General features: G+C 63.9%; 30 protein-coding genes. 9 read left to right on the top strand and 21 right to left on the bottom strand.

Features of this window, described 5'->3' with window-relative positions; translation table 11 throughout:
* Nucleotides 1-2: 2 nt before the first annotated feature.
* From FHT93_RS05335 to FHT93_RS05310, 6 genes are all read right to left on the bottom strand, one after another.
* The gene (locus tag FHT93_RS05335; RefSeq protein WP_246781547.1) at nt 3-686 is read right to left on the bottom strand and encodes a hypothetical protein; all 684 of its coding nucleotides are present in this window, start codon (nt 684-686) and stop codon (nt 3-5) included.
* Nucleotides 670-1,023: a hypothetical protein gene (locus tag FHT93_RS05330; RefSeq protein ID WP_112543195.1), complete on the bottom strand. Its 354-nt coding sequence runs from the start codon at nt 1,021-1,023 to the stop codon at nt 670-672. Before FHT93_RS05330 ends, FHT93_RS05335 begins: the two co-directional genes overlap by 17 nt.
* Nucleotides 1,023-2,708, bottom strand: coding sequence for a portal protein (locus tag FHT93_RS05325; RefSeq protein WP_183846511.1), 1,686 nt, complete (start codon nt 2,706-2,708; stop codon nt 1,023-1,025). Before FHT93_RS05325 ends, FHT93_RS05330 begins: the two co-directional genes overlap by 1 nt.
* 13 nt (nt 2,709-2,721) lie before the next feature.
* The gene (locus tag FHT93_RS05320) at nt 2,722-2,961 is read right to left on the bottom strand and encodes a hypothetical protein (protein ID WP_018115852.1); all 240 of its coding nucleotides are present in this window, start codon (nt 2,959-2,961) and stop codon (nt 2,722-2,724) included.
* Between the two features lie 334 nt (nt 2,962-3,295).
* Entirely contained in the window at nt 3,296-3,634 is a 339-nt protein-coding gene (locus tag FHT93_RS05315) for a cupredoxin domain-containing protein (RefSeq protein ID WP_246781546.1), read from the bottom strand.
* Complete coding sequence (locus tag FHT93_RS05310) at nt 3,631-4,152, bottom strand: DUF4142 domain-containing protein (protein ID WP_029616571.1); 522 nt, start codon at nt 4,150-4,152, stop codon at nt 3,631-3,633. Before FHT93_RS05310 ends, FHT93_RS05315 begins: the two co-directional genes overlap by 4 nt.
* A gap of 148 nt (nt 4,153-4,300) precedes the next feature.
* Between FHT93_RS05310 and FHT93_RS05305 the strand changes: the two genes are divergently transcribed.
* Nucleotides 4,301-4,981: an RNA polymerase sigma factor gene (locus FHT93_RS05305; protein ID WP_183846509.1), complete on the top strand. Its 681-nt coding sequence runs from the start codon at nt 4,301-4,303 to the stop codon at nt 4,979-4,981.
* Between the two features lie 33 nt (nt 4,982-5,014).
* Here the strand turns inward: FHT93_RS05305 and FHT93_RS05300 are convergent, their stop codons facing one another.
* Nucleotides 5,015-5,152 (bottom strand): hypothetical protein, encoded by a 138-nt coding sequence (locus tag FHT93_RS05300; RefSeq protein WP_183846507.1) that lies wholly within the window; start codon nt 5,150-5,152, stop codon nt 5,015-5,017.
* A gap of 192 nt (nt 5,153-5,344) precedes the next feature.
* On the opposite strand from FHT93_RS05300, the gene FHT93_RS05295 reads away from it, so the two are divergent.
* Complete coding sequence (locus FHT93_RS05295) at nt 5,345-5,764, top strand: nuclear transport factor 2 family protein (protein ID WP_113017290.1); 420 nt, start codon at nt 5,345-5,347, stop codon at nt 5,762-5,764.
* A gap of 37 nt (nt 5,765-5,801) precedes the next feature.
* Here FHT93_RS05295 and FHT93_RS05290 read toward each other — a convergent pair whose 3' ends face one another.
* Genes FHT93_RS05290 through FHT93_RS05280 form a run of 3 tightly spaced genes read right to left on the bottom strand, consistent with a single transcriptional unit; the run spans nt 5,802 to nt 8,341 of the window.
* Nucleotides 5,802-6,770, bottom strand: coding sequence for a quinone oxidoreductase (locus FHT93_RS05290; protein ID WP_183846505.1), 969 nt, complete (start codon nt 6,768-6,770; stop codon nt 5,802-5,804).
* 12 nt (nt 6,771-6,782) lie between these two features.
* Entirely contained in the window at nt 6,783-7,874 is a 1,092-nt protein-coding gene (locus FHT93_RS05285; RefSeq protein ID WP_183846503.1) for a Gfo/Idh/MocA family oxidoreductase, read from the bottom strand.
* A complete protein-coding gene (locus tag FHT93_RS05280) occupies nt 7,871-8,341 on the bottom strand; it encodes a nuclear transport factor 2 family protein (RefSeq protein ID WP_183846501.1) in 471 nt (156 codons plus the stop codon). The genes FHT93_RS05285 and FHT93_RS05280 overlap by 4 nt, the downstream gene beginning before the upstream one ends.
* 103 nt (nt 8,342-8,444) lie before the next feature.
* Between FHT93_RS05280 and FHT93_RS05275 the strand changes: the two genes are divergently transcribed.
* Nucleotides 8,445-9,404, top strand: a complete 960-nt coding sequence (locus tag FHT93_RS05275) for an AraC family transcriptional regulator (RefSeq protein ID WP_183846499.1) — start codon at nt 8,445-8,447, stop codon at nt 9,402-9,404.
* A gap of 31 nt (nt 9,405-9,435) precedes the next feature.
* Nucleotides 9,436-9,639, top strand: a complete 204-nt coding sequence (locus tag FHT93_RS05270; RefSeq protein ID WP_183846497.1) for a hypothetical protein — start codon at nt 9,436-9,438, stop codon at nt 9,637-9,639.
* 6 nt (nt 9,640-9,645) lie between these two features.
* On the opposite strand, the gene FHT93_RS05265 is transcribed toward FHT93_RS05270, so the two are convergent.
* The gene (locus tag FHT93_RS05265; RefSeq protein WP_113118116.1) at nt 9,646-10,512 is read right to left on the bottom strand and encodes a LysR family transcriptional regulator; all 867 of its coding nucleotides are present in this window, start codon (nt 10,510-10,512) and stop codon (nt 9,646-9,648) included.
* A gap of 256 nt (nt 10,513-10,768) precedes the next feature.
* The gene (locus FHT93_RS05260; RefSeq protein ID WP_183846495.1) at nt 10,769-11,689 is read right to left on the bottom strand and encodes a LysR family transcriptional regulator; all 921 of its coding nucleotides are present in this window, start codon (nt 11,687-11,689) and stop codon (nt 10,769-10,771) included.
* A gap of 85 nt (nt 11,690-11,774) precedes the next feature.
* Between FHT93_RS05260 and FHT93_RS05255 the strand changes: the two genes are divergently transcribed.
* Nucleotides 11,775-12,575, top strand: coding sequence for an SDR family NAD(P)-dependent oxidoreductase (locus FHT93_RS05255; protein WP_183846493.1), 801 nt, complete (start codon nt 11,775-11,777; stop codon nt 12,573-12,575).
* A gap of 43 nt (nt 12,576-12,618) precedes the next feature.
* Here FHT93_RS05255 and FHT93_RS05250 read toward each other — a convergent pair whose 3' ends face one another.
* The 4 genes from FHT93_RS05250 to FHT93_RS05235 form a co-directional block, all read right to left on the bottom strand.
* Nucleotides 12,619-13,506: an alpha/beta hydrolase gene (locus tag FHT93_RS05250; RefSeq protein ID WP_183846491.1), complete on the bottom strand. Its 888-nt coding sequence runs from the start codon at nt 13,504-13,506 to the stop codon at nt 12,619-12,621.
* A gap of 75 nt (nt 13,507-13,581) precedes the next feature.
* Complete coding sequence (locus tag FHT93_RS05245; RefSeq protein ID WP_183846490.1) at nt 13,582-14,931, bottom strand: chloride channel protein; 1,350 nt, start codon at nt 14,929-14,931, stop codon at nt 13,582-13,584.
* A 131-nt stretch (nt 14,932-15,062) separates the two neighbouring features.
* On the bottom strand, nt 15,063-15,503 hold the full coding sequence (mscL, locus tag FHT93_RS05240) for a large conductance mechanosensitive channel protein MscL (protein ID WP_183846488.1): 441 nt from the start codon (nt 15,501-15,503) through the stop codon (nt 15,063-15,065).
* A 94-nt stretch (nt 15,504-15,597) separates the two neighbouring features.
* Complete coding sequence (locus FHT93_RS05235) at nt 15,598-16,389, bottom strand: potassium channel family protein (protein ID WP_018115869.1); 792 nt, start codon at nt 16,387-16,389, stop codon at nt 15,598-15,600.
* A 63-nt stretch (nt 16,390-16,452) separates the two neighbouring features.
* On the opposite strand from FHT93_RS05235, the gene FHT93_RS05230 reads away from it, so the two are divergent.
* The gene (locus tag FHT93_RS05230; protein WP_246781545.1) at nt 16,453-17,004 is read left to right on the top strand and encodes a GNAT family N-acetyltransferase; all 552 of its coding nucleotides are present in this window, start codon (nt 16,453-16,455) and stop codon (nt 17,002-17,004) included.
* A 162-nt stretch (nt 17,005-17,166) separates the two neighbouring features.
* On the top strand, nt 17,167-17,391 hold the full coding sequence (locus FHT93_RS05225; protein WP_113118110.1) for a hypothetical protein: 225 nt from the start codon (nt 17,167-17,169) through the stop codon (nt 17,389-17,391).
* A 253-nt stretch (nt 17,392-17,644) separates the two neighbouring features.
* Here the strand turns inward: FHT93_RS05225 and FHT93_RS05220 are convergent, their stop codons facing one another.
* Nucleotides 17,645-18,004, bottom strand: a complete 360-nt coding sequence (locus tag FHT93_RS05220) for a DUF3140 domain-containing protein (protein WP_183846486.1) — start codon at nt 18,002-18,004, stop codon at nt 17,645-17,647.
* A complete protein-coding gene (locus tag FHT93_RS05215; protein WP_112543419.1) occupies nt 17,991-18,206 on the bottom strand; it encodes a hypothetical protein in 216 nt (71 codons plus the stop codon). The genes FHT93_RS05220 and FHT93_RS05215 overlap by 14 nt, the downstream gene beginning before the upstream one ends.
* A gap of 379 nt (nt 18,207-18,585) precedes the next feature.
* Between FHT93_RS05215 and FHT93_RS05210 the strand changes: the two genes are divergently transcribed.
* Both FHT93_RS05210 and FHT93_RS05205 read left to right on the top strand, forming a co-directional pair.
* Complete coding sequence (locus FHT93_RS05210) at nt 18,586-19,530, top strand: hypothetical protein (RefSeq protein WP_183846484.1); 945 nt, start codon at nt 18,586-18,588, stop codon at nt 19,528-19,530.
* A 230-nt stretch (nt 19,531-19,760) separates the two neighbouring features.
* Nucleotides 19,761-20,159, top strand: coding sequence for a hypothetical protein (locus FHT93_RS05205; RefSeq protein WP_183846482.1), 399 nt, complete (start codon nt 19,761-19,763; stop codon nt 20,157-20,159).
* A 21-nt stretch (nt 20,160-20,180) separates the two neighbouring features.
* On the opposite strand, the gene FHT93_RS05200 is transcribed toward FHT93_RS05205, so the two are convergent.
* From FHT93_RS05200 to FHT93_RS05190, 3 genes are all read right to left on the bottom strand, one after another.
* Nucleotides 20,181-21,530 (bottom strand): carbohydrate porin, encoded by a 1,350-nt coding sequence (locus FHT93_RS05200; protein ID WP_183846480.1) that lies wholly within the window; start codon nt 21,528-21,530, stop codon nt 20,181-20,183.
* Between the two features lie 194 nt (nt 21,531-21,724).
* On the bottom strand, nt 21,725-22,117 hold the full coding sequence (locus tag FHT93_RS05195; protein ID WP_049800935.1) for a hypothetical protein: 393 nt from the start codon (nt 22,115-22,117) through the stop codon (nt 21,725-21,727).
* A gap of 93 nt (nt 22,118-22,210) precedes the next feature.
* A complete protein-coding gene (locus FHT93_RS05190) occupies nt 22,211-22,729 on the bottom strand; it encodes a hypothetical protein (protein ID WP_183846478.1) in 519 nt (172 codons plus the stop codon).
* Nucleotides 22,730-22,855: the final 126 nt, after the last annotated feature.

Below are 22,855 nucleotides of genomic sequence, written 5' to 3'. Positions count from 1 at the left end.
TATCAGCCCTTCGGTGCGTCTTTGGGAAACATCAGGTGCGCGGTTTCGGCTTTCCTGCCGTTTCCGCCCGCGCCGCCATTCGGTGGGTTGTCCTCCTGGATCATCGATCCGACCTTTGCGAAAATTCTGATCATCTCGGGGTGGTTGCCGCCGCCGCTGGAATTGAGATATTCGCGCAACGCCGGGGTGCCGAGGCGGGAAAGCGCGCGTTGCGCCGAGCCCACGGTGCCCGTCCATTTCGCGCCGCCGATCTCGCGGTCCCTGCGGGCTTCGTCGGCCCAGCCCTGCACGCGGCCGGCCCAGGCTTCACCCGCCGCCTTGCCGCGCCGGCCCTGGATCTCGATGAAACGATCGGCCAGCTGCTGCGCCTGCCGGTTCGTCAGGCCGAGAGTGTGAAAATCGGGGCCGAGCGCGTCGATCAGCTCCTGATCCACTTCGATGCCCTCGGGCATAGTCAGGGCATAGCGGCCATCGTCAGGCACGCGGTCGGCAGGGTCGTCGCCGGTCTGATCGGTGGTGTCGTTCCGGTTTTCGGTCGAACCATCGCCGTCCCTGTCACCGTCAGGTGATGGCGTATCCTCGGGGAAGAGAACGCTCTCGGGTGCAGCATCTTCGCCACCGCCGCTGCCGGCACCTTCGGCACTCATCGCCATTTCCGGCCTGCCGATCCTAAGCATCAACGTCATGTTCTTCGCCTTCCTCGCTTGCGGCGCGGCTTGCCGCCGCTGCCTTGTCGTTTGCCTTGAGATCCGCGATCGCCAGAAGCAGGCGCGGATAGAGCGTTGGGTCGATGCGATCGAGCTCGGCGATCAGCCGGCGACCGACGCCCTGCTTGCCGAGCGTGTAATGCGTGGCGTTGACGAGTTCGCCGGCATAGGCCTCCTGGTAGATCGCGCACTGCTCCAGCATCCAGAAGAGCACGCGCTTGCCGGATGCGCTGGCGAAGACCTCGCGGAAGGCCGCGGTGATTTCGTCTCGTCCCAGGTTTTGGGGGATGGATGGTTGATCCTTAAACTGCTCCATCAGGCGAGACCCAGCTGGCGCAGCAGGGCCGCGCCATTCGGGTTGTCATTGGCATCGGCCAGCACCTGCGCCGCCTTGGCGCCCTGGTTCAGCGCGGGCGCCACCTGCGAGGCCATCTGTGCGGTCTGCGCCGCCTGCATCTGCTGTGCCCGCTGCGCGCGGATCGCCTCCACCTTGTCATCGGCAAGGATCATCGAGGGCGGCGCGCCGATCGCATCGAAATAGAGATCGATCGCCTCGTCGACATCGAGCTTGTCGAGCGCTTCGGGCTTCACCGCCGAGACCTGGCCCATGAAGGCGACGCCGCGTTCGATCGCTCCTGTCGCCACCGCCTGCTGCGCCTGCGCCAGCGTGGAAATATATTCGACCTTCAGCTCCGTGCCCTGCAGCTCCGGCGGGGGCGGTGGCAGCTCGTCGCGGGCGGCCAGAATATCGAAGGTGCGGTCGATGGTCGGTCCCAGCTGGTCGCCGAAGACGTTTTCGAGCACGGGGCCAAGCTGCAGCAGCTGCTCTTCCTTGCGCTGGGTCAGCTCGAACTGGTTGCGCGGCTGCACGCCTTCCATATTGGTGATGGCGAAGAAGAGATCGGCAAAGAAGGTCTTCTCGATGCGGTTCTGCACTTCCTGGATGTCTTCGCGCAGCTCCATCAGGCTGAGGTTCACCTCCATCGCGGGCCGGAAGCCCTTGCCGGTGGGGTCATCCACATAGTTCACCGCACCCGGCAGCAGCGAGGCCGGGCTGTTCTGCATCGAGGTCGGCGCGTTCATCGGCGGGCGCACTTTCTTGTCGATGCCTTCGAGCTTTCGCATCTGCTCCAGCTGCAGCATCCTGATATCGCCGAGCGCCTTCTGGCCGGGCGAGAGCGCATAGTGATCGTCCTCGGACAATTCCCAGGCCGGCGCGATGATGGGGTTGCTGTCGAAGCCGCTTTCCTCCAGCAGTTCCGAACCGATCTCGTCGATCCAGTAATTGGACAGGTACGGCTTGTTGCGCTTGTCGATCAGTTTGGGGTCGCGGTCGTGGCGCGGCTCGATGGCGTGGTAGACATCGAAACATTCGCCATATCTGGAGCTGTCATAGAGGCTCTTTACCCGCTCCGGCACATTGTCGTAGCCGAAGCGCTCGATGATGCGCTGCACCGACCAGCGGAAGGTGCGGTAGAGGGTGGTCGCCTTGCCCTTGTGATCGCGGGCGATCCAGAAGCGGCCATGCACCAGCTGCTGCACGCGGATGACCGTTTCCTCGTCTTCCACGAGGATCGCCACCGACTGGCCGAACTGGCCGAGATCGCCATAGCCGATATGGAAGGCGCGGTAGAGATTGGAGGCGGCAAAGACCTCGCGCATCTTGTCCTGCACGGCGGCGAGATAGACTTTGACGGCGTCGAGCTTCTTCAGATCGGGATCGAAGGTGGTGAGGCGAAACCAGGGGCGGGCGGGCGAGGTCAGGCCCGAATGCATGCCCGATTTCAGCGTCTCATAGGCATGGGTGCCGGTGCTGTCGACGATCTTGTCGCGCGAGCGCGGGCCTTCGCGGCCGGAATGCAGCCTGAGGCGCGTCGGCTCGATATGCTCGGCGAGCGCCCGCCATTCGGCCTCCCAGGGCTGGCGAACCTCTTTCAGCTCATTCAGCCGGCGGCGGTGATAGGCAATCTGTGTCTCGTTGTCGCGACGAGGATTTTCCATTGATCTCTCCGCCTTACTGCCCGAGCAGCGTCTTCTTGAGGCTGTTGCCCGAGAGCAGCGGTGACTGCGTATCGGCAAGCGGCGGCGCGCCCGAAGGCGAGGTGAGAATGGTGGAGGGCGCCCCCTTCACCTTGTCGGAAGCGCGGCGCGCGGCGGCGGACTGGGCAGCCGCATAATCAGGCGTCTTCTGCTGGGCGTATTCGGGCGGCGCCTGCGGCGGCTCGGCTTTCGGCGGCGAGGAGAACATGCACATGGGGTCATCCGATCCTGGTGGCGGTGCGGCCGGAACGGATGATCATCCACCATCCGGCCGATTTGGCTTGATGGCGGGAGGGTGGGGGATGAATGGTTGTGGGGGTGACATGGGGGGAACAGTTTGCTTAGAGCTCGTGACGAAGACCCCGCCCCAAACCCCTCCCCACAAGGGGGAGGGGCTTAAGCTGCCGCACCCGTTCTCCCCATGTCAGGCGTTTTGGAAGTGCCGCCGGGTTAGTCCCTCCCTCTTGTGGGGAGGGGTTGGGGAGGGGTTTTCGTTGCCAACGACCGGGCTGACGGCCAAAAATTCCTGGCAAGGCCCAAGGCTGCCCCTACCGCCCCACCTCGATCCGCCCCTTCATGTTCGGATGATACCGGCAGAGATAGTCGAACGCTCCGTCCCCCTTCACCACTAGGGACCCCGACTTGCCCGCCGGGATCACCACATCGAAATTGCCTTTCGAGGTCGCGGTGTGATCCATCACATCCTTGTTGTGCCAGAGGATCGTATCGCCCGGCTGCGCCTTTACCACCGCCGGCCCGAATGCCAGCTTCTCGATGGTCACCTCGATCGTGGCAGCGCTTGCGGCCGTCCCGAGAAGGGAAAGACCGGCCGCAAGGCAAAGTCCAGGCAGGATCGCCATGGCGGTCATGACACTCGTGACCTTCATTTCAGCATCGAGGCAACATGCTCGGCATGCTGCTCATGGCCTTCGAAGAGTTTCAGGCCGGTTTCGAGCAGGCTCTTCAGGTCCGGGTTCTGCGCGGCCGGGATCAGCGTCGTCTTCAGGGCGTTGTTGACCGCCTTGTGATAGGCGACCTCATTGTCGACATAGGCCTTGTCGAAGGCGGCGCCCTTCAGTTTGGAGAGTTTCTCCCGCTCCTTTTTCGCATCGGCACTCAGCGATTTGCTGGTATCATTGTCCTCGGGCGTCACCTTCAGCTTCTTGACGAGATCGAGCGCCTGCTTGTTGACGGCCTCGTGGTCGCGGATCATGTCCTTGGCGAAGGCAACGACCTCCTTGTCTTTCGATTTCTCGACCGCCTGCTTGGCTGCCTCGATGTCGATGACGCCGGCCGTGTAGGCGATATGGGCGATCTGTGGATCGGTGGGGGCTGGCCCGGCGGCAAGGGCTGCGGGCGCGGAGAGCGCCATGGCGGCGAGGGCGGCGATAAGGTGTTTGTGCATCTGGTCCTCCATCCGGCTGATAGGTGCCGGTCGATGTTTCCTACGCAGGATTGGATGCCGGTATCGGGCTGGCGTTCCCGAAAGATTTTTTCGGGATGCCGGGAACCTTTGGCTTGCCCCGGCATCCAATGCGGAAAAAGGATGAGCCATGACGTTTCAGGCAGAGATATCGCTGGCGGATAGAAGCGACCCCGAGCTGGTGGCGCTGGCGCTGGCGAACGATATCAGGGGTTTCCGCGCCATCATGCGGCGCTATAACCGGCGGCTCTTCCGCGTTGCCCGCGGCATCCTGCGCGACGATGCGATGGCGGAAGACGCGCTGCAGGAAGCCTATCTCAAGGCATTCCGGCACCTGGCCGATTTCCAGGGCGCCAGCGCTTTTTCCACCTGGCTGACGCGCATCGTCATGAACGAGGCGCTCGGCCGCCTTCGCAGGCAACGCCGCATGCCGGAAGTCTCCGTCGATACGGCGGCGATGCAAAGCCGCGTCGTCGATTTTCCCACAGGTTCGCCCATCGACAATCCCGAGATCACCATGGCGCAGCGACAGATCCTGAAACTCGTGGAAGAGGCGACCGACAGCCTGCCGGAAGAATACCGGCTCGTCTTCATCCTCAGGGTGATCGAGGAAATGAGCGTCGAGGAAACCGCCGAAATGCTGTCGCTCAAGCCCGAAACCGTGCGCAGCCGCCTGCATCGCGCCCGCGCCCTGCTGCGCCGCCAGTTGGACGCTTTAATCGGGCCGGTGGCAATGGATGCCTTTCCCTTCGCCGGCTGGAAATGCGACCGTCTGACGGAACGGGTGATGGCGCGGCTGGAGCCCAAGTAAGGGCCGGACGGTGAGGGCAGCAAAGTGAAGGCGCTATTTCGGCTCCGGCTGCTGGATGACCGCCGGCGGCTTGTCGCCCTTGGCGCTGCCGCCGCCGAACATCTGCACCGCCAGTATGCCGACGACGGATGCGATCATCAGCGCCAGGATTAACATCATCAGCATTCGCATCGGGCGATCCGATCAGGTGATTGTTGCCCGGATAACTTGCCCGAACGGCGTTCGTTCCCGCCTGGCGGCAGGCACCGCTATTTCAGCACTTCCTAACTCATGCTATCGATGGCTGCATCATTCCCGTTTCCACCGGGTTCGATCAGTTCTCATCAGGTCATTGTTCATCCCGGCCGCTCAGGGGGAAGTGCCATGAACAAAGAGCATGTCGCAGCACTCTTTTCGCATCTCGAACAGGGCGATGGCGCGGGCTTTTTCGCCCATGTCGCCGACGATGTGGACTGGACGGTCATGGGCACGCATCCGCTTGCAGGCCATTACCGCTCCAAGCAGGAATTCTTCGCCGCCACTTTCGAGAAGCTGCACAAGGTGCTGCCGGAGGGCACCCGGCTCTCCACGCAAAACATCCTCATCGACGGTGACTGGGCGATCGTCGAGCTCCGCTCCATGGCGACAGCCCGCGACGGAATGCGCTTCGACAACCGCTATTGCTGGCTCTGCCGCTTCCAGGGCGAAACGATCGTCGAAGTGCGCGCCTATCTCGACAGCTGGCTGGTCGGCGAACTCTTCCGGCGCAATCCGGTCGGCGCGCGCGGTTCGGCGACGGCGTGACGGGCGCGTCCTTTTCGGTCCGCCCGCCACAGGTCCATCACGGTATCAGCAGCAGCTTGCCCTTCGTGGCGCGGCTTTCCATCGCGGCATGCGCGCCTGCCGCTTCGGCCAGCGGGTACGCAGCATCGATATGCACTGTCATCTCACCTCGCGAGATCCACTCGAAGAGCTGGGCCGTATGCCGGCGAAGCAGTTCGGGCGTGTGGATATGGTCGGCGAAGACGGCATAGCCGATCTTGATGCTTTTCGGCAGGCTCATGATGTCGAGCGGGCCGGGGCCGCCGAGAACGGGACCGAACCAGCAGAAGGTGCCGGAGCGGCGCAGCGAGGCGAGCGAGCCGGCGAAGGTTTCCGGTCCCGATCCGTCATAGACGACGTCTACGCCTTCGCCGCCGGTGAGCTTCAGCACTTCGTCGGCGAAGGTGCCGGCGGGATCGACGATGACGTGGTCGGCGCCTGCTTGCCTGGCGATGGCCGCCTTTTCCGGGCTGGAGACGCGGCCGATCACCCGGCCACCGCGCGATTTGATAATCTGCGTCAGCAGCAGGCCGAGACCGCCGGCGGCTGCATGGACGAGGGCCGTGTCACCTGGCTGGACCGGGTAGAAATCCGTCGCGAAGTGGCTGGCGGTCAGGCCCTGCATCATCACGCCGGCGGCCGTCCTGTCGTCGATATCGTCGGGCACCGGCACCAGCGAGCCCGCGGGAATTGCGATGCGCTCGGCATAGCTTCCCGGCGCATAGACCCAGGCGACGCGCTGGCCCGGCCGAAACTCCGTCACGCCTTCACCCAGGGCCAGAACCCGACCGGCGCCTTCGACGCCCATGATCTTGGGGTTCGGCATCTCCTTCCAGAGGCCGCCGCGGCGCGCGCCAATATCCATGAAATTGACGCCGGCGGCGGCAATCTCCACCAGAACCTGACCGGGGCCGGCGACCGGCTCCGGCTGCTCGGTCAGTTGCAGTACGTCAGGCCCGCCGGGGCCGCTCATGATGACAGCTTTCATCTTCTCTCTCCTTCAAAGCTTGCGCGGCTTGCCGCCGCTGGTCTCGATCGCATCGATCAGCCGGTGCAGCGCCACGGCGTCGTCGAAATCGGGGCTGGTATGCGTGCCGTCGGTGATATCGGCGGCGAGCCTGAGATAGGCGGTCGCCACACTCTGCGACGGACCCTCGGAAAAGCGGTCGGCGCCGTAGCGGGCAGGGATCTCCAGTTCGTGCAGGGTCTCGTCGCCGGTCGCGCCCATCAGCGTGAAGCCGCCGATGCCGACATAACCGACCGGGCTCGTCAGGATCAGGTCGCCCTTCGTGCCGTTGATCTCGATGCGGAAATTCGTGCCGCGCGACAGGCCGCCGCGGAAATGCGCGGCGACGACGGTGCCGTTTTCCAGCGTGCCGCTGACAACGAGCTGATCGGGAACGGTCATCGGCAGGATCTCGCCGGTTTCCTCGATGCGGGTGGTCTTGCGTCGCGTTGCGAGATTGCCGGTCACCGTTTCGAAGCGGCTTGCGAGCATATCGGTCAGCCCGTCGATCGAATGGGCGAAGACGACGTTCTGCATGCCGACGCCCTTGGATGGATCGAGCGTATAGGCGAAGGTCTCGCTCATGCTTTCGCCGAAGGTGATGCCGGAGCCGACCATGGTGGCCGAGAGCACTTCGCCGAGATAACCTTCGGCGATGAGATCCTTGATATAGGCAAAGGCCGGGACGGCGCGCGTCTGCAGGCCGATGCTGGTGGCGACACCCTTGTCGCGGGCGAGATCGCGCATGGCGGTGGCATCGGCAAGGTTCATGCCGAGCGGCCATTCGGAAAACACCGCCTTGCCGGCGGCAACGGCCTTTTCCACCAGTTCGCGGTGATGCGTCACCTTCACGCTGATGACGACGAGATCGACCTCGGGATGGCCGATCAGTTCATCGGCGGAGCCGAGCGCATGGGGAACGCCGTATTTCTCGGCGGCGGCCTTGGCGACTTCAGGCCTGTTGTGGCTGATTGCGGTCAGGCGGAATTCGGGCAGCTGCGCGAGTGCCGGAATATGGGCGATGGTCGCCCAGCCCTTGTCGGGGTGAACGCCGATAATGCCGACGCGGATAGGGGTTTTGCTCATGGGTGAGTTTCCTGGTTGTCGTTGAATTCGAGGATGGTGCGCCTCAGCTCAAGCCGCGCGATGCGCCAGCCCTGCGGCGTCCGCTTCCATGTCTCGTGGTAGTGACCGTAGCCATGCATGCGCGCCGGCTGGCCGGGGGCGGGGGCGGCGTTGACGACGATGTCTTCCATCGCCCAGACCGCCGATATCTCGCTGACGGAGATCAGGTCGATCTCCTCATTGTGGATGTGATGGCTGGAGCGCGCGCCCTGCAGGAAGGCCGTCGTCACCGCCATGAAGGCATCCCTGTCGTCGAAGGCGGCGATCAGGCCGCCATCGGGGTCGAGCATGCGGATGCCGACATCGGGCATGAAGAGGGCGGCGAAATCGTCCCATTGCCTGGTATCGATGAACCGGCAATAGCGCGCCTTGGCCCGCCTGACCTCGCCGATCGGATCTGTCTGTTCGGTGGAAACTGGATTTGTCATTGCTCTCCGTCCTTGTTTCCGTCCATATAGGGTGCAGACGTTGGGACGTATGAGCTTCGAACGTCCATGATTATTGCTCGTTCGTCCAAAGTGGAGGATGAAAATGGATCCGTTGACGGAAATCCTGGGGGATTTCAGCATCCGCCAGGCAACCTTCACCCGGCTGGAGGCGAGCGCGCCCTGGGCCTGGGCCTCTTCGGGAGAGCCGGTGGTGAAGTTCGTGCTCGTCGTGCGCGGCTCCGGCATCCTGACGACGGACAGCCATCCGGAGCCGATCGCACTGCGCAGCGGCGATGTCTTCATCATGCTGGATGAGGAGCCCTACCGCATGTACGACCATGAGGATTCCCTGCCGATGCCCTGCGTCGAGGTGGAGAGGCTCAGGGTCGGAAACCGGATCGAGGTCGGCGGCGGCGGGGCCGTCACCACCTTCGTCAGCGGCATGTTCCAGATGGACAGGCTGGAGGCGCGCCCGCTCACGAAAGTCCTGCCGCGGCTTCTGCACCTGAAGCTCGACCAGAACCGCAGCCTGGCCTTCCAGTCGGTGCTGGAGCTTCTGGCGGCCGAGACGGATGCGCCGGGCCTCGGCTCGGATGCCGTCATCGCCCGGCTGTTCGAGCTGCTCTTCGTCCATGCGGTGCGCGCCTATTCGGCCATGCCTGGCGGGCCGACGCGGAGCTGGCTTGCGGCCATCGGTGACGCCAATCTGGAGCGGGCGATCCACGCCATGCATGGCGAGCCGGAAAAGGACTGGACGGTGGAAACGCTCGCCCGCCTCTCTGGCATGTCGCGCTCGGCCTTTGCCGCACGGTTCAAGGCGGTGGTCGGCCAGAGCCCACTCGATTATCTCACGGGATGGCGGATCTATCGCGCAAGCCGCCTCATCCAGGATCAGCAGCTGCCGCTTACCGAAATCGCCCGCGCCGTCGGCTATGAATCGATCGCCGCCTTCAACCGCGTCTTCAAGCGGGAAACCGGAGCGACGCCGGGGGCTTTCCGCCGCGACGGCGGATTGCCGGCGGCAAGCCACATGGCAGAACGGAGCCAGCCGAACTTTCTTTGATCCGCGGCGTTCCGGATCAAAGGAGTTCACCATGTCCAGACGCAGATTCAGGAAACTCACCCATCGCCTTCTCGGCCGGTTCGATGAGGTTCAAACCCTGCTCGACCAGATCGAGGGCAGCGTGTCAAAGCTGCGGACGGCCTGCGATGACGAGGCCGAAGAGGAGGGCCTCACGCATCCGGCGGTGCAGCCGCCGCAATGGCCGCGGCATGGAGCGCCTCCGGCCGCCTTGTAATGCCGCTCAATGGTGCTCGCATCGGCCGGCAAACAGACCGGCATGCGCCGCAAACAGCGCACTCAGCCTGTCGATGACGGTTCGCACTTCGGGCCGCTGGCGCTCGTCCTCGTGCACGGTGATCCAGATGTCATAGGTCAGGCTGTCGATCACAGGCCCGGCGCGGACGAGGCCGGGGTCGGCGTCGCCCATGAAACAGGGCAGCAGGCCGCGGCCGGCGCCGCCGCGGATGAGGTGGGGCAGCATCAGCGGCGTGTTCGTCCAGCTGGTGATCCAGTGGTCGGGCTGCTCGAAGGTCCATTTGTCGGCGGGTGTTGTCGCAATCTCGGTTCCCAGTGAAATCCAGTTGTGATTGGCGGCGCTGAAGGTGGCGGCCTGATAGGCCGCGTGGGCGACGGAGACGGAGCGGCGCGTGGCGAAATTGCCGCGCTCCGGCCTGCCGTGCATGAGGGCGAGATGCGCCTCGCGATAGGTCAGGTCCTGGCCGGTGTCGAGCGCCTTGTAGCACATGCGGAACTCGTCTTTCGGGCTCCAGACTTCGGATAGATGATCGGCGATGAAGCGCAGCGTCCAGGCATCGGCACCGGTCGAGACGATCGGCAGGGTCAGCACGTCGCCGCGCCAGTCCGATATCGCCTCGGCCGCTTCCTGCATGACGAGAACGCGCTCGAACAGCATCTCGCCATCGCTGGCCAGCAGATAGCCGGTCGGGCCGCGGCGGAAGAGCGTGCGTCCGGTCGCCCGCTCCAGCGCCAGCATGCGCCGCCCGATCGTCGGGGCGCTGAGACCCGTGCGCGCGGCAGCGCCCGTCAGGCCGCCCGATGTCGCGACATGGAAGAAGAGCTGCAGGTCGTCCCAGCTTGCCTCTTTCACGGATGAAAACCCCCTTTTATCCGCGCGTCTACCTTTGCCGGGGCGCGCGCCTTAGCTCAGTTGCATCTGTCATAGATGGAGGCAGGATGATGCTTCTCAACTGGATCATGCTCGCAAACGAGCTTCACAGGCATAGCCGCCGGCAGAGGAAAGACCCGCTCGCCGATCCGCTCGATGCGCCGGAATGGGATGGCCTGCGCTGGGCCTTGCCGCTTCTGAGCCTGGTGGCGCAGAGACCCTACAGTGTCGACCATGTTCAGCCGCGGCTTCCGCTGTCTGCGCGAATCAGATCGATCAGCGCCCGAAGTGCCGCCGAAGTATTGCGGTTGCGCGGGTAGTAGAGGCAAAGGAGTGAGGAGCCCGCCACCCAGTCTTCCAGCACGGTCACAAGCCTGCCGCTCGCGATCGCCTCTGCGGCGATCGCCCGGGAAATATAGGCAAGCCCGATGCCGGCGATGGCGGCCTTCAGCATCAGTGACTGGTCGTCGAGCGTCAGCGCGCCCGGCACATCGATCTCCAGCGTTTCGCCATTCTGTTCGAATTCCCAGCGGTAGATGCCGCCGCCCGATGCCCGCGAGCGGATGCAGCTGTGCGCGGCCAGATCGAGCGGCGTGCGCGGCGCCGGGTGATCGGCGAAGTAGCCCGGCGCGCCCACCACACAGAAATCGAGACCGAAGGGCAGGGGCACGGCCACCATTTCGGCCGGCACGGATTCGGCGAGCCTGATGCCGGCGTCGCAGCCTTCCAGCACCACATCCACCAGCCGGCTTTCGCTCGACAGCTCCACCTGTACGGCCGGGTGTTGCGCCATGTAGGCCTGTATCAGCGGTGTCAGGATTTCATGGGCGCCGGTGACCGAGCTGTTGATGCGCAATGTGCCGGAGGGACGCGTGCCATGGCTGCCGGCAGCCTGCATGGCCTGTTCGATGGCGGCCAGCGAAGGGGCCACGCTGGCGATGAATTCCTCGCCGGCGGAGGTCAGCGAGACGCTGCGGGTCGTGCGGTTGAAGAGGCGGATGCCGAGCCGGTCCTCCAGCGCGCGCACATTGCTGCTCAGCGCCGTCGGCGACATCGATAGCGCATCGGCGGCGGCGCGGAAGCTCAGATGCTCGGCAACGGCGATCGCCGCCCTGATTTCGGTGAATCCACCGCCCTCTACTGTGCGGAATATCGGCATGGTTCGTCCAGATTTAAACGCCTAATCGGGATAATCTTTAGCGCCTATTCTTATCTCATCCAAGATCGTGAAATGGAGAAAGACAATGGATATGCAGCTTTCCGGCAAGCGGGCCCTCGTGACCGGCTCGTCCTCGGGACTCGGTGAGGCGATGGTGAAGATGTTTGCGGCGGAAGGGGCTGAGGTCGTGGTGCACGGCCGCGACCGGGCGCGCACCGACGCTGTGGCCGGGGCCATCGTTTCGGCCGGCGGCAGGGCGGACGTGGCGATCGGCGATCTCGCCGATGACGAACGGGCCGAAGCGGTTATCCGCCAGGCGCTTGCCGGCGGCGATATCGATATTCTCGTCAACAATGCCGGCCATTACCACCATCTCGACTGGCATTCGGCAACACCGGCCAATTGGGTGGAGACCTACCAGATCAACGTCGTCTCGGCCGTCAGGATGATCCGGGGATTGGTGCCGGCAATGGTCGGTCGCGGCTTTGGCCGGGTCATCCAGATCGGTGGCGGCCTGGCCTCGCAACCGATCCCGATGCAGCCGGACTACGAAGCGTCGCTTGCCGCGCGCCACAATCTCGCGGTCTCGCTGGCGCGGCGGCTGAAGGAAACGGGCGTGACATCGAATGTCGTGTCGCCCGGCGCGATCCTCGTGCCGGCCGTGCGGGATCTCCTGGAAAAGATCGCGCCCGCGCATGGCTGGGGCGATCGCTGGGAGGACATCGAAAGCGGCTGCGTCAAGGAGATGGTGCCGAACGATATCGGCCGTCTCGGCCGTCCCGATGAGATCGCAGCTGCCGTCATCTATCTCTCAAGCCATCATGCCGGCTATATCAGCGGCGCGACGCTGCGCGTCGATGGCGGCACCATCCGCTCGGCTTTCTGAAGCCGGGCGCTTTCATGGCGGCGGCGCGGAGGGAAGGTGGCCGTCAGCGCGCCGCGCCGAAGAACCGGGTGAAATGCGCGATGACGGCATCGGGTGCTTCCTCGGGAATGAAGTGACCGCAGGGCAGGGCTTCACCCTCCACCTGTTCGGCCCAGGCCCGCCAGGGCTCGAGCCCATCCCTGCCTTTCAGCGTGCCGCACTCGCCCCAGAGCATCAGGAGCGGCATGTCGAGCTTCCAGCCGCGGTTCTTCTCGTCGAGCTCGCGGTCGATCGTCCAGCCGGCGCGATAGTCCTCGGCCCAGGTGTGGACGCTCCGCGGGTCTAGGGCGCAGGCGAGATAGTCGGCGAGATTTTCTTCCGGAAAGATGAAGCCGGGTGCGGATTGATGCGCGAGAATGTAGCGCACGAACCATTCCGGGTCGCCGCCGACAAGTTTTTCCGCCAGTCCGTCCGGCTGGGCCAGCATAGACCAGTGCCAGGCCGAAACGGCCTCCTTCGCGCCCATCCGCGCCCACATGTCGGCCGTCGGGATGACGTCTAGGCTTGCAAGGCGGGTGACGGTTTCGGGATGATCGAAAGCAAGGCGGTAGGCGACGCGGGCGCCACGATCATGGGCGCCGACGTCAAAGCGCTCGAAGCCGAGTGCGCGCATGGTGGCGATCTGGTCGCGGGCCATGGCGCGCTTAGAATAGGTCTCGTGATCGGCGCTGCCTTCGGGCTTGTCGCTGCGGCCATAGCCGCGCAGGTCGGGAATGACGACGGTGAAATGCGCGGCAAGGGCAGGCGCGACACGCGACCAGCACATTCGCGTCTGCGGCCAGCCGTGCAGGAGCAGCAGCGGCGGGCCGTTTCCGCCGACAAGCGCGTCGATCTCCAGGCCATCGCCCGGGAGGCGACGCTGCTGGAAGCCTTTGATGAGACCTGCGGACATGGTGTTTCTCCCTCGCGTGCAGGGAGAACTCGCAAGGGCCGGGTTTGGTTCAAGGATGGGTCGCGACGGGCGCCTTCAGGCCGCGGCCTCTTCGCGTTCGACTGCCCGCCGTGCCCGCACCGCCGCGGCGATGAAGACGCGGGAGAGGCCGTGATAGAGCGGCTCGCGCGAGAGCAGGCGGGAGGTGAGGTAGCCGAGCATGGCGACGGACATGATGGGGATGACGGCCTGGTGGTCGCCGGTCATTTCCAGGATGATCACGAAGGCCGTCATCGGCGCCTGCACGACGCCGGAGAAATAGCCGGTCATGCCGAGGATGGCTGCCAGCGCGACGCTGGTGCCGAGAGCCAGACCGACCGTGCTGCCGAAGCCGGCGCCGACGGCGAGCGAAGGGGCGAAGATGCCGCCCGGAATGCCCGAGAGCATGGACAGGAAGCTCGCCACCAGCTTGCCGGCGAAGAAGAGGAGCGGCAGCGGGTGGCCTTCGACGGCGCTTCGCGCCTGTTCGTAGCCGGTGCCGAAGGTCGTGCCGCCGAAGGCGATGCCGATGCCGGCGACCGCCAGGCCGCAGAGGCCGGCAAGCGCCACCATGCGCGGCAGGGGCTGCGGCTGCGCCCAGCGGCGGATGCGCTGGCCGAAATGCAGGGCAAGTCCGCTGAAGCCGGCGCCGAGCGCGCCGCCGCCGATGCCGCAGGCGAGCACGAGGCCCCAGTCGCTGAGGCCAGCCGGCGAAACGGAAGCCTCGCCGAAATAGTTGTAGCTGCCGGCAAGGCCGAGGGCTGCGAGACCGGAGAGGATGACGGCGGTCAGAACGACGCCATTGGCGCGCGATTCATAGGTGCGGCTCATCTCCTCGATTGCGAAGACGATGCCGGCAAGCGGCGTGTTGAAGGCGGCGGCGATACCGGCAGCCGAGCCGGCCAGGATCAGGCCGCGGGCCTGCGCCATGCCGCCGAAACGCGCCACCGCCAGCATGATCGAGGCACCGACCTGCACCGTCGGTCCTTCGCGGCCGATCGAGGCGCCGCAGAAAAGGCCGAGAACGGTAAGTGCGATCTTGCCGGCGGCGATCCTCAGGGAAAGCAGCCGCGAGCGGTCTTCCTCCTCGCGCAGGTGACGGGCGGCAATCGCCTGGGGAATGCCGCTGCCCTGCGAATTGGGAAACAGTCTGATGGCAAGGAAGGCCGAGAGCATGAAGCCGAGCGGGCTGATAATGAGCGGCAGCAGGAACGACCATTCGCCCGATGCCGTCAGGCCGGCAAAGGCCTTTTGCGCAAGATCGGCAAGCCTGGCAAAACCGACGCTGACAAGGCCGATCGCCAGCGCCCCGCACCAGAAAACCAGCCGTGGCCGCCAGAGCGAGAAGGATCCCCAGATGACGCGGGAACGGCGAAGCAGCCGGGAATTGCGATAGGGAAGTGGCATGGCGGACTCGGGAGGCGATTTCGGGGGCAGCCCCGGTATAGACCCAAATCCTGCCCGATATCACCCGCTGATTTAGCGGAATTGCATTTGAGCTGCGGCGGCCGGCAGGGCCGGGCTGCCGGCCTGCCGTCTCACGCCGCCTTCTTCGCCAGCAGGTCGCGGATCTCGGTCAGGAGCCGCACATCGGCCGGCGGCGGGGCGGGCGGGGTCTCTCCGGTCTTTTCCTGGTGCTCCACCTGCGCGCGCAGGAAGTTTACGCCCTTGACCATCAGGAAGATGATCCAGGCGAGGATCAGGAAGTTGATGGTGACGGTGATGAAGCTGCCATAGGCGAAGACGGCGCCCTGGGCGCGGGCGGCCGCAAGGGTTGGCGCATTGACGGTGGAAGAGAGCGGGAAAAAATAGTTCGAGAAATCGAAGCCGCCGAGGACCGCGCCGACGACGGGCATGATGATGTCATCGGTCAGAGACTTGACGATGCCGCCAAAGGCGCCGCCGATGATGACGCCGACGGCCAGGTCCATGACGTTGCCTTTCGCAATGAATGACTGGAACTCACTGATAACGCTCATTTTCTATCCTTCAGATCTCAGGGGGGCTTTGATCCTAACGATAGGGAAGGCAGGCGGTTCCGCGGCGCGGTCGTTTTTTGGGCGGGCAGGCGGCTTACGTGCCCTCGTCGGGAATGTTGAGGATCTCGCCGCAGGCCTTGCAATGGACGGCATCGGCATCGTGGCGCTGCAGGCCGCAGCGCGGGCAGGCGAAGGTGACCTTGTGCGGCCGCACCACCGCCTGGGCCAGCCGCACGAAGAGCGAGATGCCGACGATCATCGTCACGACCGAGGTCAGCTTGCCGAGCGTTCCGGGCAGGGTGATGTCGCCGAAGCCCGTCGTGGTCACTGTCGCGACGGTGAAATAGAGCGCGTCGACGAAGCCTTCGCCGCCCGGCTGATTGTAGAAGAAGGAGGTGTAGACGAAGCCGGTGACGAGGAAGAGGAAGACCAGGAAATTGATCACCGCGCGCACGACATCGAGCGCATAGCCACAGCTCATCCGGCGCAGCGCCTCCTTCAGCAGCGGGCTTCGCCCGATCGCCCAGAGCCGCATGACGCGCAGGAAGGCGAAGTTGAAGAGCGCATCGGGAAAGAGCAGCGTCGCCAGCACGATGAAATCGATCCAGGTCATCGGCCGCAGGATCCAGCTGCGCAGCGAGGGCGCCGCAACGGCGCGCGCCGCGATCTCGGCGGCGATCCAGACGGCGATGACGTAATCGATGACGAGATAGGTGGGGGCGGCGCGGAAATAGGGGCCGAGCACGAAGAAGGCGAGGATGGCGATGTCTATGACGGTAAAGATGAATTGCAGCAGCATGGCCTTGCGGCCGTCGCCCCGCTCGATGCGGCGCAATCCCGCGCGCAGGCTCTTGTGATGCGTGTCGTCGTCGAAGAGATGATCCATGACGGCGAAATAGCTCGCGTATGACGGGTATCAATAGGCGGGGCTTTCGCGGGGCGCGGAAGCTTGAGTGGGATCGAGCCGCGCCTGTCGGCCCCGAAGCGGATGAACAGCCGCAACGATCGACTGGACAACGGCCGTCCTTTCACGCATTCTCGCGCGATGATTGCAATTATAGAGACCCTCTCGGCCGAGCCAACTGCTGATGAGCTTGACCAACTCCTTAAGCCGCTGGTGGAATTCAACAGCCACCACACCGCGACCATAGCGGAATGGCCTCATCTTGGCATAGTTTTGAGGCAACCGGAGACTGCGGAGATCGTCGGCGGCCTGTATGCATTCGATGAACTCAATTGGCTGTTCGTCAAGTATTTGGTTGTGCCTGAGGCACTCCGCGGAAAGGGGCTTGGCCGTCAATTAATGGGAGAAGCAGAGCGCATTGCCCGCGAACGGGGATACCTGGGCATCTTCCTGGACACGTACGACTTTCAAGCAAAACCGTTCTACCTGAAGCTTGGTTATGAGCAGTTTGGGGAACTCGAAGGGGACGACCGTACACCCCGGCGGTTTTTCCTAAGAAAGGTGCTTTCTGCGGAAAACCGGAGACTGGGGACCTAACGCTTTGCCATTGTATCCAACAGTCGGAACATGACCGCTTCTGGCGCAAACCTGCCAAATGACGCAACTTGGTTTGGTGGCAGTTGTTACCGAACTCCGGAATTTTCCGCCTGCGGCCCCGACGTTGAGCGTCTCATGACTTCCGGAGTGTTTAGAGTTTAAATGCCGACAGAGCGTGACGAGATCGATGCACTCAAGAGAGCGATCCGGAAATCGGGAGGCGACAAGGTCGGCCCCTGGGGTGCCAGGCGCAAGAAAAGAGATCCGCGCACGCCGCCTTGGGAGGTGTCATATGACGAATATCCAAACCATTGGACCTACATTCGGCTGATCAAGGATTTCTTCAAGATCATGAGGGCGCTCTTTTCACGGAAAAATGGCGCTTGAGGTACATGTTCGGTCGACTGAAGCCTTCGAACTTACGGTCATCCGAAGATGCAGAATTCGACGCTGGTCGCATCTCACCTGGAGCGATGTTTTCGGGCAATTTCTTGAACGGCATAAAGATAGATTTTCTGACAATGCCGATGGGGATCAAGGCTGCGCCCTGACGTTGGGATCAAGGCTGTGCCTGACTTAGGGATCAAGGCTGCGCCTTGACCCAGGGGGGGCTGGATCAAACATTGATGCACGGGGTGCATCAATGTTTGACCAGGGGGTCATGGCCCCAGTTCATCAGCGAGTAGCGCCAGGGGGAATGCTCCTTGTCCTTTTGCGGCCCGCCCTGGGCGAGGTGGCGATGCACGTAGCCGACGACCTTGCGCATGTGGGCATAGTCGGCCTCTGTCAGGTCGGCCTTCTTCTTGTGCCTGATCTCGACGATCCGGCGGCCGGAGTGATGGCCGATCGTTTCGTTGCCGCCTTCCTCCTGCCAGCCATTCGCCTTGCTCTCGTCGGTCGCCAGCCATTTCTCGAGCGTGGCCGGCGTCATATTCACCGCCTTGCGGAACTTCCTCCAGACCTGCTCGCGGTCGCTTTGCTCATGCTCATGCTTTGCCATGGGCTTTTCTCCGGACCCTGCGCAGTTCGTCCCTGTCGATGAAGTTATCCGTCGCGCCGGCCTCTTCGTCCGGATGGGAGATCTCCACATCCAGTTCTTCGGGCAGGTCGAGCGCCTGCTTGGTGTTCATGATGCCGAGCGGCACGCGACCGTCCTCAGTTCTGGCGGCGACTTCGACGAGCGGTTTTGTCTTACGGGCCATGAAATATTCCTTTCTACTGAAATGGGAACGCGGGGCGGAGTCGCCTGTTCCATGAAGGTTGAGGATTGCGTCGGCCAATGTGCGGGCCGGTGTTGCGGCCTGCCGCCCGCAGCCTCGTCATCCGGCCCTTCGGGCCGCGTGCGGCCGCGGGCGCATTCGCTTACCCGCTTCCGTCTCGAAGAAACCGCACTGGCAAACTTCCACGCACCCACGTCGCTTCCGCCTCGGGAACAAACAGTATTCGGTGGCGTTCGGTTCTCGCGAACACATTCAATTCACGGAGGATTTTCAAATGGGTCGCGGTATTCTTCTCTGGCTTCTGGGTATCCCGTTGCCGATCGTCATCCTGCTCGTGCTCTTCATGCGATAGGAGGCTGCCATGTCTCTTGCTGAAGAAAGAGTCATCGCCGGCAATCGCACGGGTGCGATGCCGGTCGAATCCTCGAAGCCTGCCATTGCCTGGGGCCCGATCGTCGGCGGCGCCGTGGCGGCGACGGGCATTACGCTCATCCTGCTGCTGCTCGGCTCCGGCGTGGGGTTGACGATGGTCTCTCCCTGGTCGGGCGAAAGCAGCTCGGCTGCGACAGTCGGCATCACCGCGGCGATCTGGCTTGTCGTCGTCCAGTGGCTGTCGTCGGCGCTCGGCGGCTATCTGACCGGGCGTCTGAGGACCAAATGGGCGGTCATCCACACCAATGAGGTCTTCTTCCGCGATACCGCGCATGGCTTCCTCAGCTGGGCGCTCGCGACCGTCTTCGTCACCGGTTTCCTGGCGTCGTCGCTGACCTCGCTTGCGGGTGCCGGGGCAAGTGCGGCCGGCCAGGCTGCAATGGCCGCCGGTGTGGCAGGCGGGTCTGCCGCGGCAGCCTCGGCTTCGGATACGGATACGGCCGGCCCCGGCATGGCCACGGCCTATTTCACGGACGCGCTGCTGCGGCCGCAGAATATTTCCAATCGCGCCAGCGAGGATAATGGCGCGGCCACGGCCGAGATTTCCCGCATCCTGCTGCAGGGTGCTGCGAACGGCTCGGTGCCTGATGGTGACAAGACCTATATTGCCGGCATCGTCTCGGCCCGGACAGGGCTTTCCGAGGCCGATGCCCGCGCCAGGGTCGATACCGTGCTGAAGCAGATCGACGATGCCAAGGTTGCGGCACAGGCTGCCGCCGACAAGGCCCGCAAGGCTGCTGCGACCTCGGCGCTGATCGGCTCGCTCTCGCTGCTCGTCGGCGCCTTCATCGCCGCTGCGGCCGCCGCATTCGGCGGGCACCAGCGCGATGAGGAAGAGGACCTGATTGCGACCGGCCGCGGACCGCTCGTGTAAAAGCCGCTCGCATCAAAGAAAGGCGGCGCCCGGTGGACGGTCGCCGCTTCATCCTGCCGATACTCGGGCCAGAGGCCTTGAGAAGCGTCCATTCCGCGCCGGTGGCATAACGCAGCTCTCGTCGGCTATACTGCCGACAGGTTCTCGGAGTTCACATTGCCGCTCCCCCAAAAGCTTCGAGGCCTTTGAAGCAGTGCTATCCCAACCATTCAGTCTTACGCGCGAGAAATATGCCCTCTACGTCCATCCTCCACGACATTCCCGGAGGCAAGCCGCTGCTCGAGTGGTTCGGGCGCGTACCTCGCTTCCACGATGCCAATCTGCTTGAGATCATCTTCTCCGGTAACGGAGCCGGGCTGCTGCGCATCCACGCCTGGAACATGACCGACGAAGTGGATGCCAAAGGCTACTTCGTCCTCGACAAACACGCGATCGTCACTTTTGCACTTGAGGGCGTAAGCGCGGTCAATTGTACAGATTTCGATGTGGTACCGGGCATCATCTTCGGATTGGAGATCACCAAGGTGGACGAGCATTTCCGCATTGAGTGGGATTCAAGCTACGGAGTGGCCGGCTTCGTCACTGCCAGGCACATACGCATCGACCTGGTGCCGGGCAAACCCGACTGAGACGCTCTTCGAGACAGGTTCTCAGAAAGACGCGACGGCTCTGAGGCCGAAAATCGCCGCGTTCTGGATCCGTGAATTCGGCTTGTCGGGATCGGCTGCATTGCCGCCGGGACGGATGACATATTGGAAGAATGGCTGCGCCGTCATCCATGGCGTGACGGCCGCCTGATAGGTGGCCTCGATCACGGCTTCGGAACTCGGCACCGGCTGAGATGTGCCGTTGAAGGCATTTTCGGCCTTTACCTGATCGGACATGCCCGAGCTCATGCTGGCATAGGCGAAGCTGATGCCGGCGGTGTCGTCGTCGCGGCCCGGCAGAAGCCCCTTATAGGCAAGGCCCATATCGAAATACCAGTTCATGCTGTTGCGCTCCTGCTGCGGCGCCACGGCAATCCGGAAAAATCCATTGAGCCCGTTGTCCGAACTTCCCGGCTCCTGCCAGAGCGTCTGGTCGACGACGGCATAGACCGCGAAATTGCCCGAGAGCCGGCGCGGGCTGCCGCTCGAGAGCGGATCGGCGAGCGAGACGCCGTTCGATGCGGTGGTCAGGCTGTCGAACTTTTCGGAATTGTACCAGGCGCCGATCTTGTAGGTGCCGGGCAGGCCGGTCCCGCCCTTTGCGGGCATATAGGCATAACCTGCCTCGGCAATCGCCAGGACGCCGTCGCCCAGCGGAAATCCCAGTCCATTGGCATTGCCGTCGGGGTCGGACCCGGTCGGGCTGCCATTGAAGACGGCGGCCTGCAGCGTCCAGGCATCGTCAGGCTTGACGATGATCTGCGCGCCGGGAACGGCGAAGGGATAGGCCGGCCCGCCTCCGGGAAGATCGGCGGCAAAGATGCCCGGCCATCCGAAGGTGGAGTTGACGAAAAGGCTCGCCGTATTGCTGATCGCGAAACTCTGGTCCGCCAGGATCTGCCCGAGCTTCACCGTCACCTTGTCGTCCATGAGGCTCTGCGAGAGATAGAATTCCCCGAGCCTGAAGCCGGGATCGGCTTCCACCGAGGTGACCGTCAGGAGATTGCCGATATCCTTGCCGGACAGGCCCTGGCCCTGGATCGCATAGCCGGAAATATGGATGGCGCCGCCGGTCCAGCCGACCAGCCGGTCCATGTCGAAATCACCCTGCAGCTGGAAGACACCGTCATAGGCCGTCCCGCGTTTCAGGCCGCCCGAGACATTGCCGAGCACGTCACTGGTCTGGGACATGGTGAAGGTGACGCCCTGGTCGCGCAGCCAGTTGCGGTAGCCGTGCCAGTCGCCCGTCAGTGTCGTATCGGCGTAGGAGGGCGGTGCCGCATCGTCTGCCCGTGCCCCGGCGCCATGGACGGCGATCGCAAGTACAAGAACGGCGCCGGGTAGCTTCTTCATTCGCGTCCCTTTTCCGGAGGCTCTGATTTCGGGGGATGCGCAGGCGCTGATATGGAGCGTCTGCGCGCGGAATCGAGCTTTCCATCATTGGAGCGATTTGCGCGGCAGGGCAAGTTTGTCGGGCGTTATGCGGCCGATTGTGCTTGCCCTTTTGCCAGTGCGGGACACGTCATGCACGGTCCGGCGCGATGCCGTTACGGCCGGGCGACATGCCAGACGCCTTCGGCGCCGTCACCATGGACGTCTCCCGGCTGGGAATCGAAATGATAGGTATAGAGCGGCGCGCCGTTATAGGCCCACTGGGTGACGCCCGTCGGCCGCGTGATGACGCTCCAGGGGCCGGAAGCCTTGGCGCCTGCCGGTGCTTCGAACGGAGGCCAGGCGAGAGCGCAGAGCAGGGTGCAGTCGGACTTTCCGGGCTGGTCCTTGTCGTAGGTGTAAAGCGACAGGCCATCGGCATCCGTCAGCAGCTTGTGCTGTCCGATCGTTGCGACGGCCGCCGGCGACATGGTCTTTGCCTCTGCGAGCGGTGCCGACATCAGGGCGAGGCCGAGGGAAACGAAGAGGGTTCTGGTCATTGCAGACATTTCGAGGTCCTTTCTGTTGTCGCTCCGTGCGTGAACGGGGGCATGCGGCACGGGCGGTGTAGGGTTGGGGGAGGGTTTCAGTCTTGCGGGCAGCTAACCCTTGGCGGCAGGTGCCGGCGGCACCGGCAGAATGATTTCCGAAGCAACCTTCCAGTCCTTTCCGACATGAATCCAGTCGATGATCATCAGGAAGGGCCTGGGCGTCCCGTCCTGGCCGGCATAGGAGACGGTGATGTTCATCGGCGCGTAGGATTCGGCCACATCATGCGTCAGGCCGACGACCTTGAGTTTCGTGTAGTCCGGCTCGAGCACGACCGGGCCGGATGTGCCGATGTCGTGCAGTTTCCGGTCGATCGCTTCGTTGCCCCAGAAACCCGCCCAGTTTCCTTCGGCGGGAATGGCGCTCTTGGCGACGAGGAGGGCAGAGGGCGATTGCCAGAACATTGCGTGCAGGCCCTTGAAATCGTGCCGGTTGGCGAGATCCATCAGCCTGGAGAACTGCGTTCTGATCTGGTTTGCGGCTCGATCATTCAGCGGTTCCTTGCCGGCGGCAAGCGAGGGCACGGCGGAAACGGCAAGCGCTGCGGCGGCGGCCAGCACTGTCTTGTGCATGCGGTTCTTCTCTATGCGGATTTGAGGATGGCGCGGTCGGGAGGGAGGGGATGCCAGGGATTTCGCAGAGCCGGGACGGGGGATCGGCTGCAACGGCGCGTGGCCGTTCATGCGCTGACAGGGCGT

The sequence above is a fragment of the Rhizobium sp. BK379 genome, from assembly GCF_014193955.1.
Lineage (GTDB): Bacteria > Pseudomonadota > Alphaproteobacteria > Rhizobiales > Rhizobiaceae > Rhizobium.
The sequence above is the reverse complement of the archived record's forward strand: the minus strand, read 5'-3'. Positions and strand labels throughout refer to the sequence as shown.

Bases quoted from the DNA above. Each gene is read 5' to 3' on its own strand.
- FHT93_RS05200 (WP_183846480.1), bottom strand. From the start codon at position 21,530: ATGAAGAAGCTACCCGGCGCCGTTCTTGTACTTGCGATCGCCGTCCAT.
- FHT93_RS05320 (WP_018115852.1), bottom strand. From the start codon at position 2,961: ATGTGCATGTTCTCCTCGCCGCCGAAAGCCGAGCCGCCGCAGGCGCCG.
- FHT93_RS05270 (WP_183846497.1), top strand. From the start codon at position 9,436: ATGTCCAGACGCAGATTCAGGAAACTCACCCATCGCCTTCTCGGCCGG.
- FHT93_RS05305 (WP_183846509.1), top strand. From the start codon at position 4,301: ATGACGTTTCAGGCAGAGATATCGCTGGCGGATAGAAGCGACCCCGAG.
- FHT93_RS05290 (WP_183846505.1), bottom strand. From the start codon at position 6,770: ATGAAAGCTGTCATCATGAGCGGCCCCGGCGGGCCTGACGTACTGCAA.
- FHT93_RS05330 (WP_112543195.1), bottom strand. From the start codon at position 1,023: ATGGAGCAGTTTAAGGATCAACCATCCATCCCCCAAAACCTGGGACGA.
- FHT93_RS05215 (WP_112543419.1), bottom strand. From the start codon at position 18,206: ATGGCCCGTAAGACAAAACCGCTCGTCGAAGTCGCCGCCAGAACTGAG.
- FHT93_RS05325 (WP_183846511.1), bottom strand. From the start codon at position 2,708: ATGGAAAATCCTCGTCGCGACAACGAGACACAGATTGCCTATCACCGC.
- FHT93_RS05300 (WP_183846507.1), bottom strand. From the start codon at position 5,152: ATGCGAATGCTGATGATGTTAATCCTGGCGCTGATGATCGCATCCGTC.
- FHT93_RS05335 (WP_246781547.1), bottom strand. From the start codon at position 686: ATGACGTTGATGCTTAGGATCGGCAGGCCGGAAATGGCGATGAGTGCC.
- FHT93_RS05245 (WP_183846490.1), bottom strand. From the start codon at position 14,931: ATGCCACTTCCCTATCGCAATTCCCGGCTGCTTCGCCGTTCCCGCGTC.
- FHT93_RS05250 (WP_183846491.1), bottom strand. From the start codon at position 13,506: ATGTCCGCAGGTCTCATCAAAGGCTTCCAGCAGCGTCGCCTCCCGGGC.
- FHT93_RS05285 (WP_183846503.1), bottom strand. From the start codon at position 7,874: ATGAGCAAAACCCCTATCCGCGTCGGCATTATCGGCGTTCACCCCGAC.
- mscL (WP_183846488.1), bottom strand. From the start codon at position 15,503: ATGAGCGTTATCAGTGAGTTCCAGTCATTCATTGCGAAAGGCAACGTC.
- FHT93_RS05260 (WP_183846495.1), bottom strand. From the start codon at position 11,689: ATGCCGATATTCCGCACAGTAGAGGGCGGTGGATTCACCGAAATCAGG.
- FHT93_RS05295 (WP_113017290.1), top strand. From the start codon at position 5,345: ATGAACAAAGAGCATGTCGCAGCACTCTTTTCGCATCTCGAACAGGGC.
- FHT93_RS05220 (WP_183846486.1), bottom strand. From the start codon at position 18,004: ATGGCAAAGCATGAGCATGAGCAAAGCGACCGCGAGCAGGTCTGGAGG.
- FHT93_RS05205 (WP_183846482.1), top strand. From the start codon at position 19,761: ATGCCCTCTACGTCCATCCTCCACGACATTCCCGGAGGCAAGCCGCTG.
- FHT93_RS05195 (WP_049800935.1), bottom strand. From the start codon at position 22,117: ATGTCTGCAATGACCAGAACCCTCTTCGTTTCCCTCGGCCTCGCCCTG.
- FHT93_RS05225 (WP_113118110.1), top strand. From the start codon at position 17,167: ATGCCGACAGAGCGTGACGAGATCGATGCACTCAAGAGAGCGATCCGG.
- FHT93_RS05280 (WP_183846501.1), bottom strand. From the start codon at position 8,341: ATGACAAATCCAGTTTCCACCGAACAGACAGATCCGATCGGCGAGGTC.
- FHT93_RS05310 (WP_029616571.1), bottom strand. From the start codon at position 4,152: ATGCACAAACACCTTATCGCCGCCCTCGCCGCCATGGCGCTCTCCGCG.
- FHT93_RS05190 (WP_183846478.1), bottom strand. From the start codon at position 22,729: ATGCACAAGACAGTGCTGGCCGCCGCCGCAGCGCTTGCCGTTTCCGCC.
- FHT93_RS05275 (WP_183846499.1), top strand. From the start codon at position 8,445: ATGGATCCGTTGACGGAAATCCTGGGGGATTTCAGCATCCGCCAGGCA.
- FHT93_RS05255 (WP_183846493.1), top strand. From the start codon at position 11,775: ATGGATATGCAGCTTTCCGGCAAGCGGGCCCTCGTGACCGGCTCGTCC.
- FHT93_RS05235 (WP_018115869.1), bottom strand. From the start codon at position 16,389: ATGGATCATCTCTTCGACGACGACACGCATCACAAGAGCCTGCGCGCG.
- FHT93_RS05210 (WP_183846484.1), top strand. From the start codon at position 18,586: ATGTCTCTTGCTGAAGAAAGAGTCATCGCCGGCAATCGCACGGGTGCG.
- FHT93_RS05315 (WP_246781546.1), bottom strand. From the start codon at position 3,634: ATGAAGGTCACGAGTGTCATGACCGCCATGGCGATCCTGCCTGGACTT.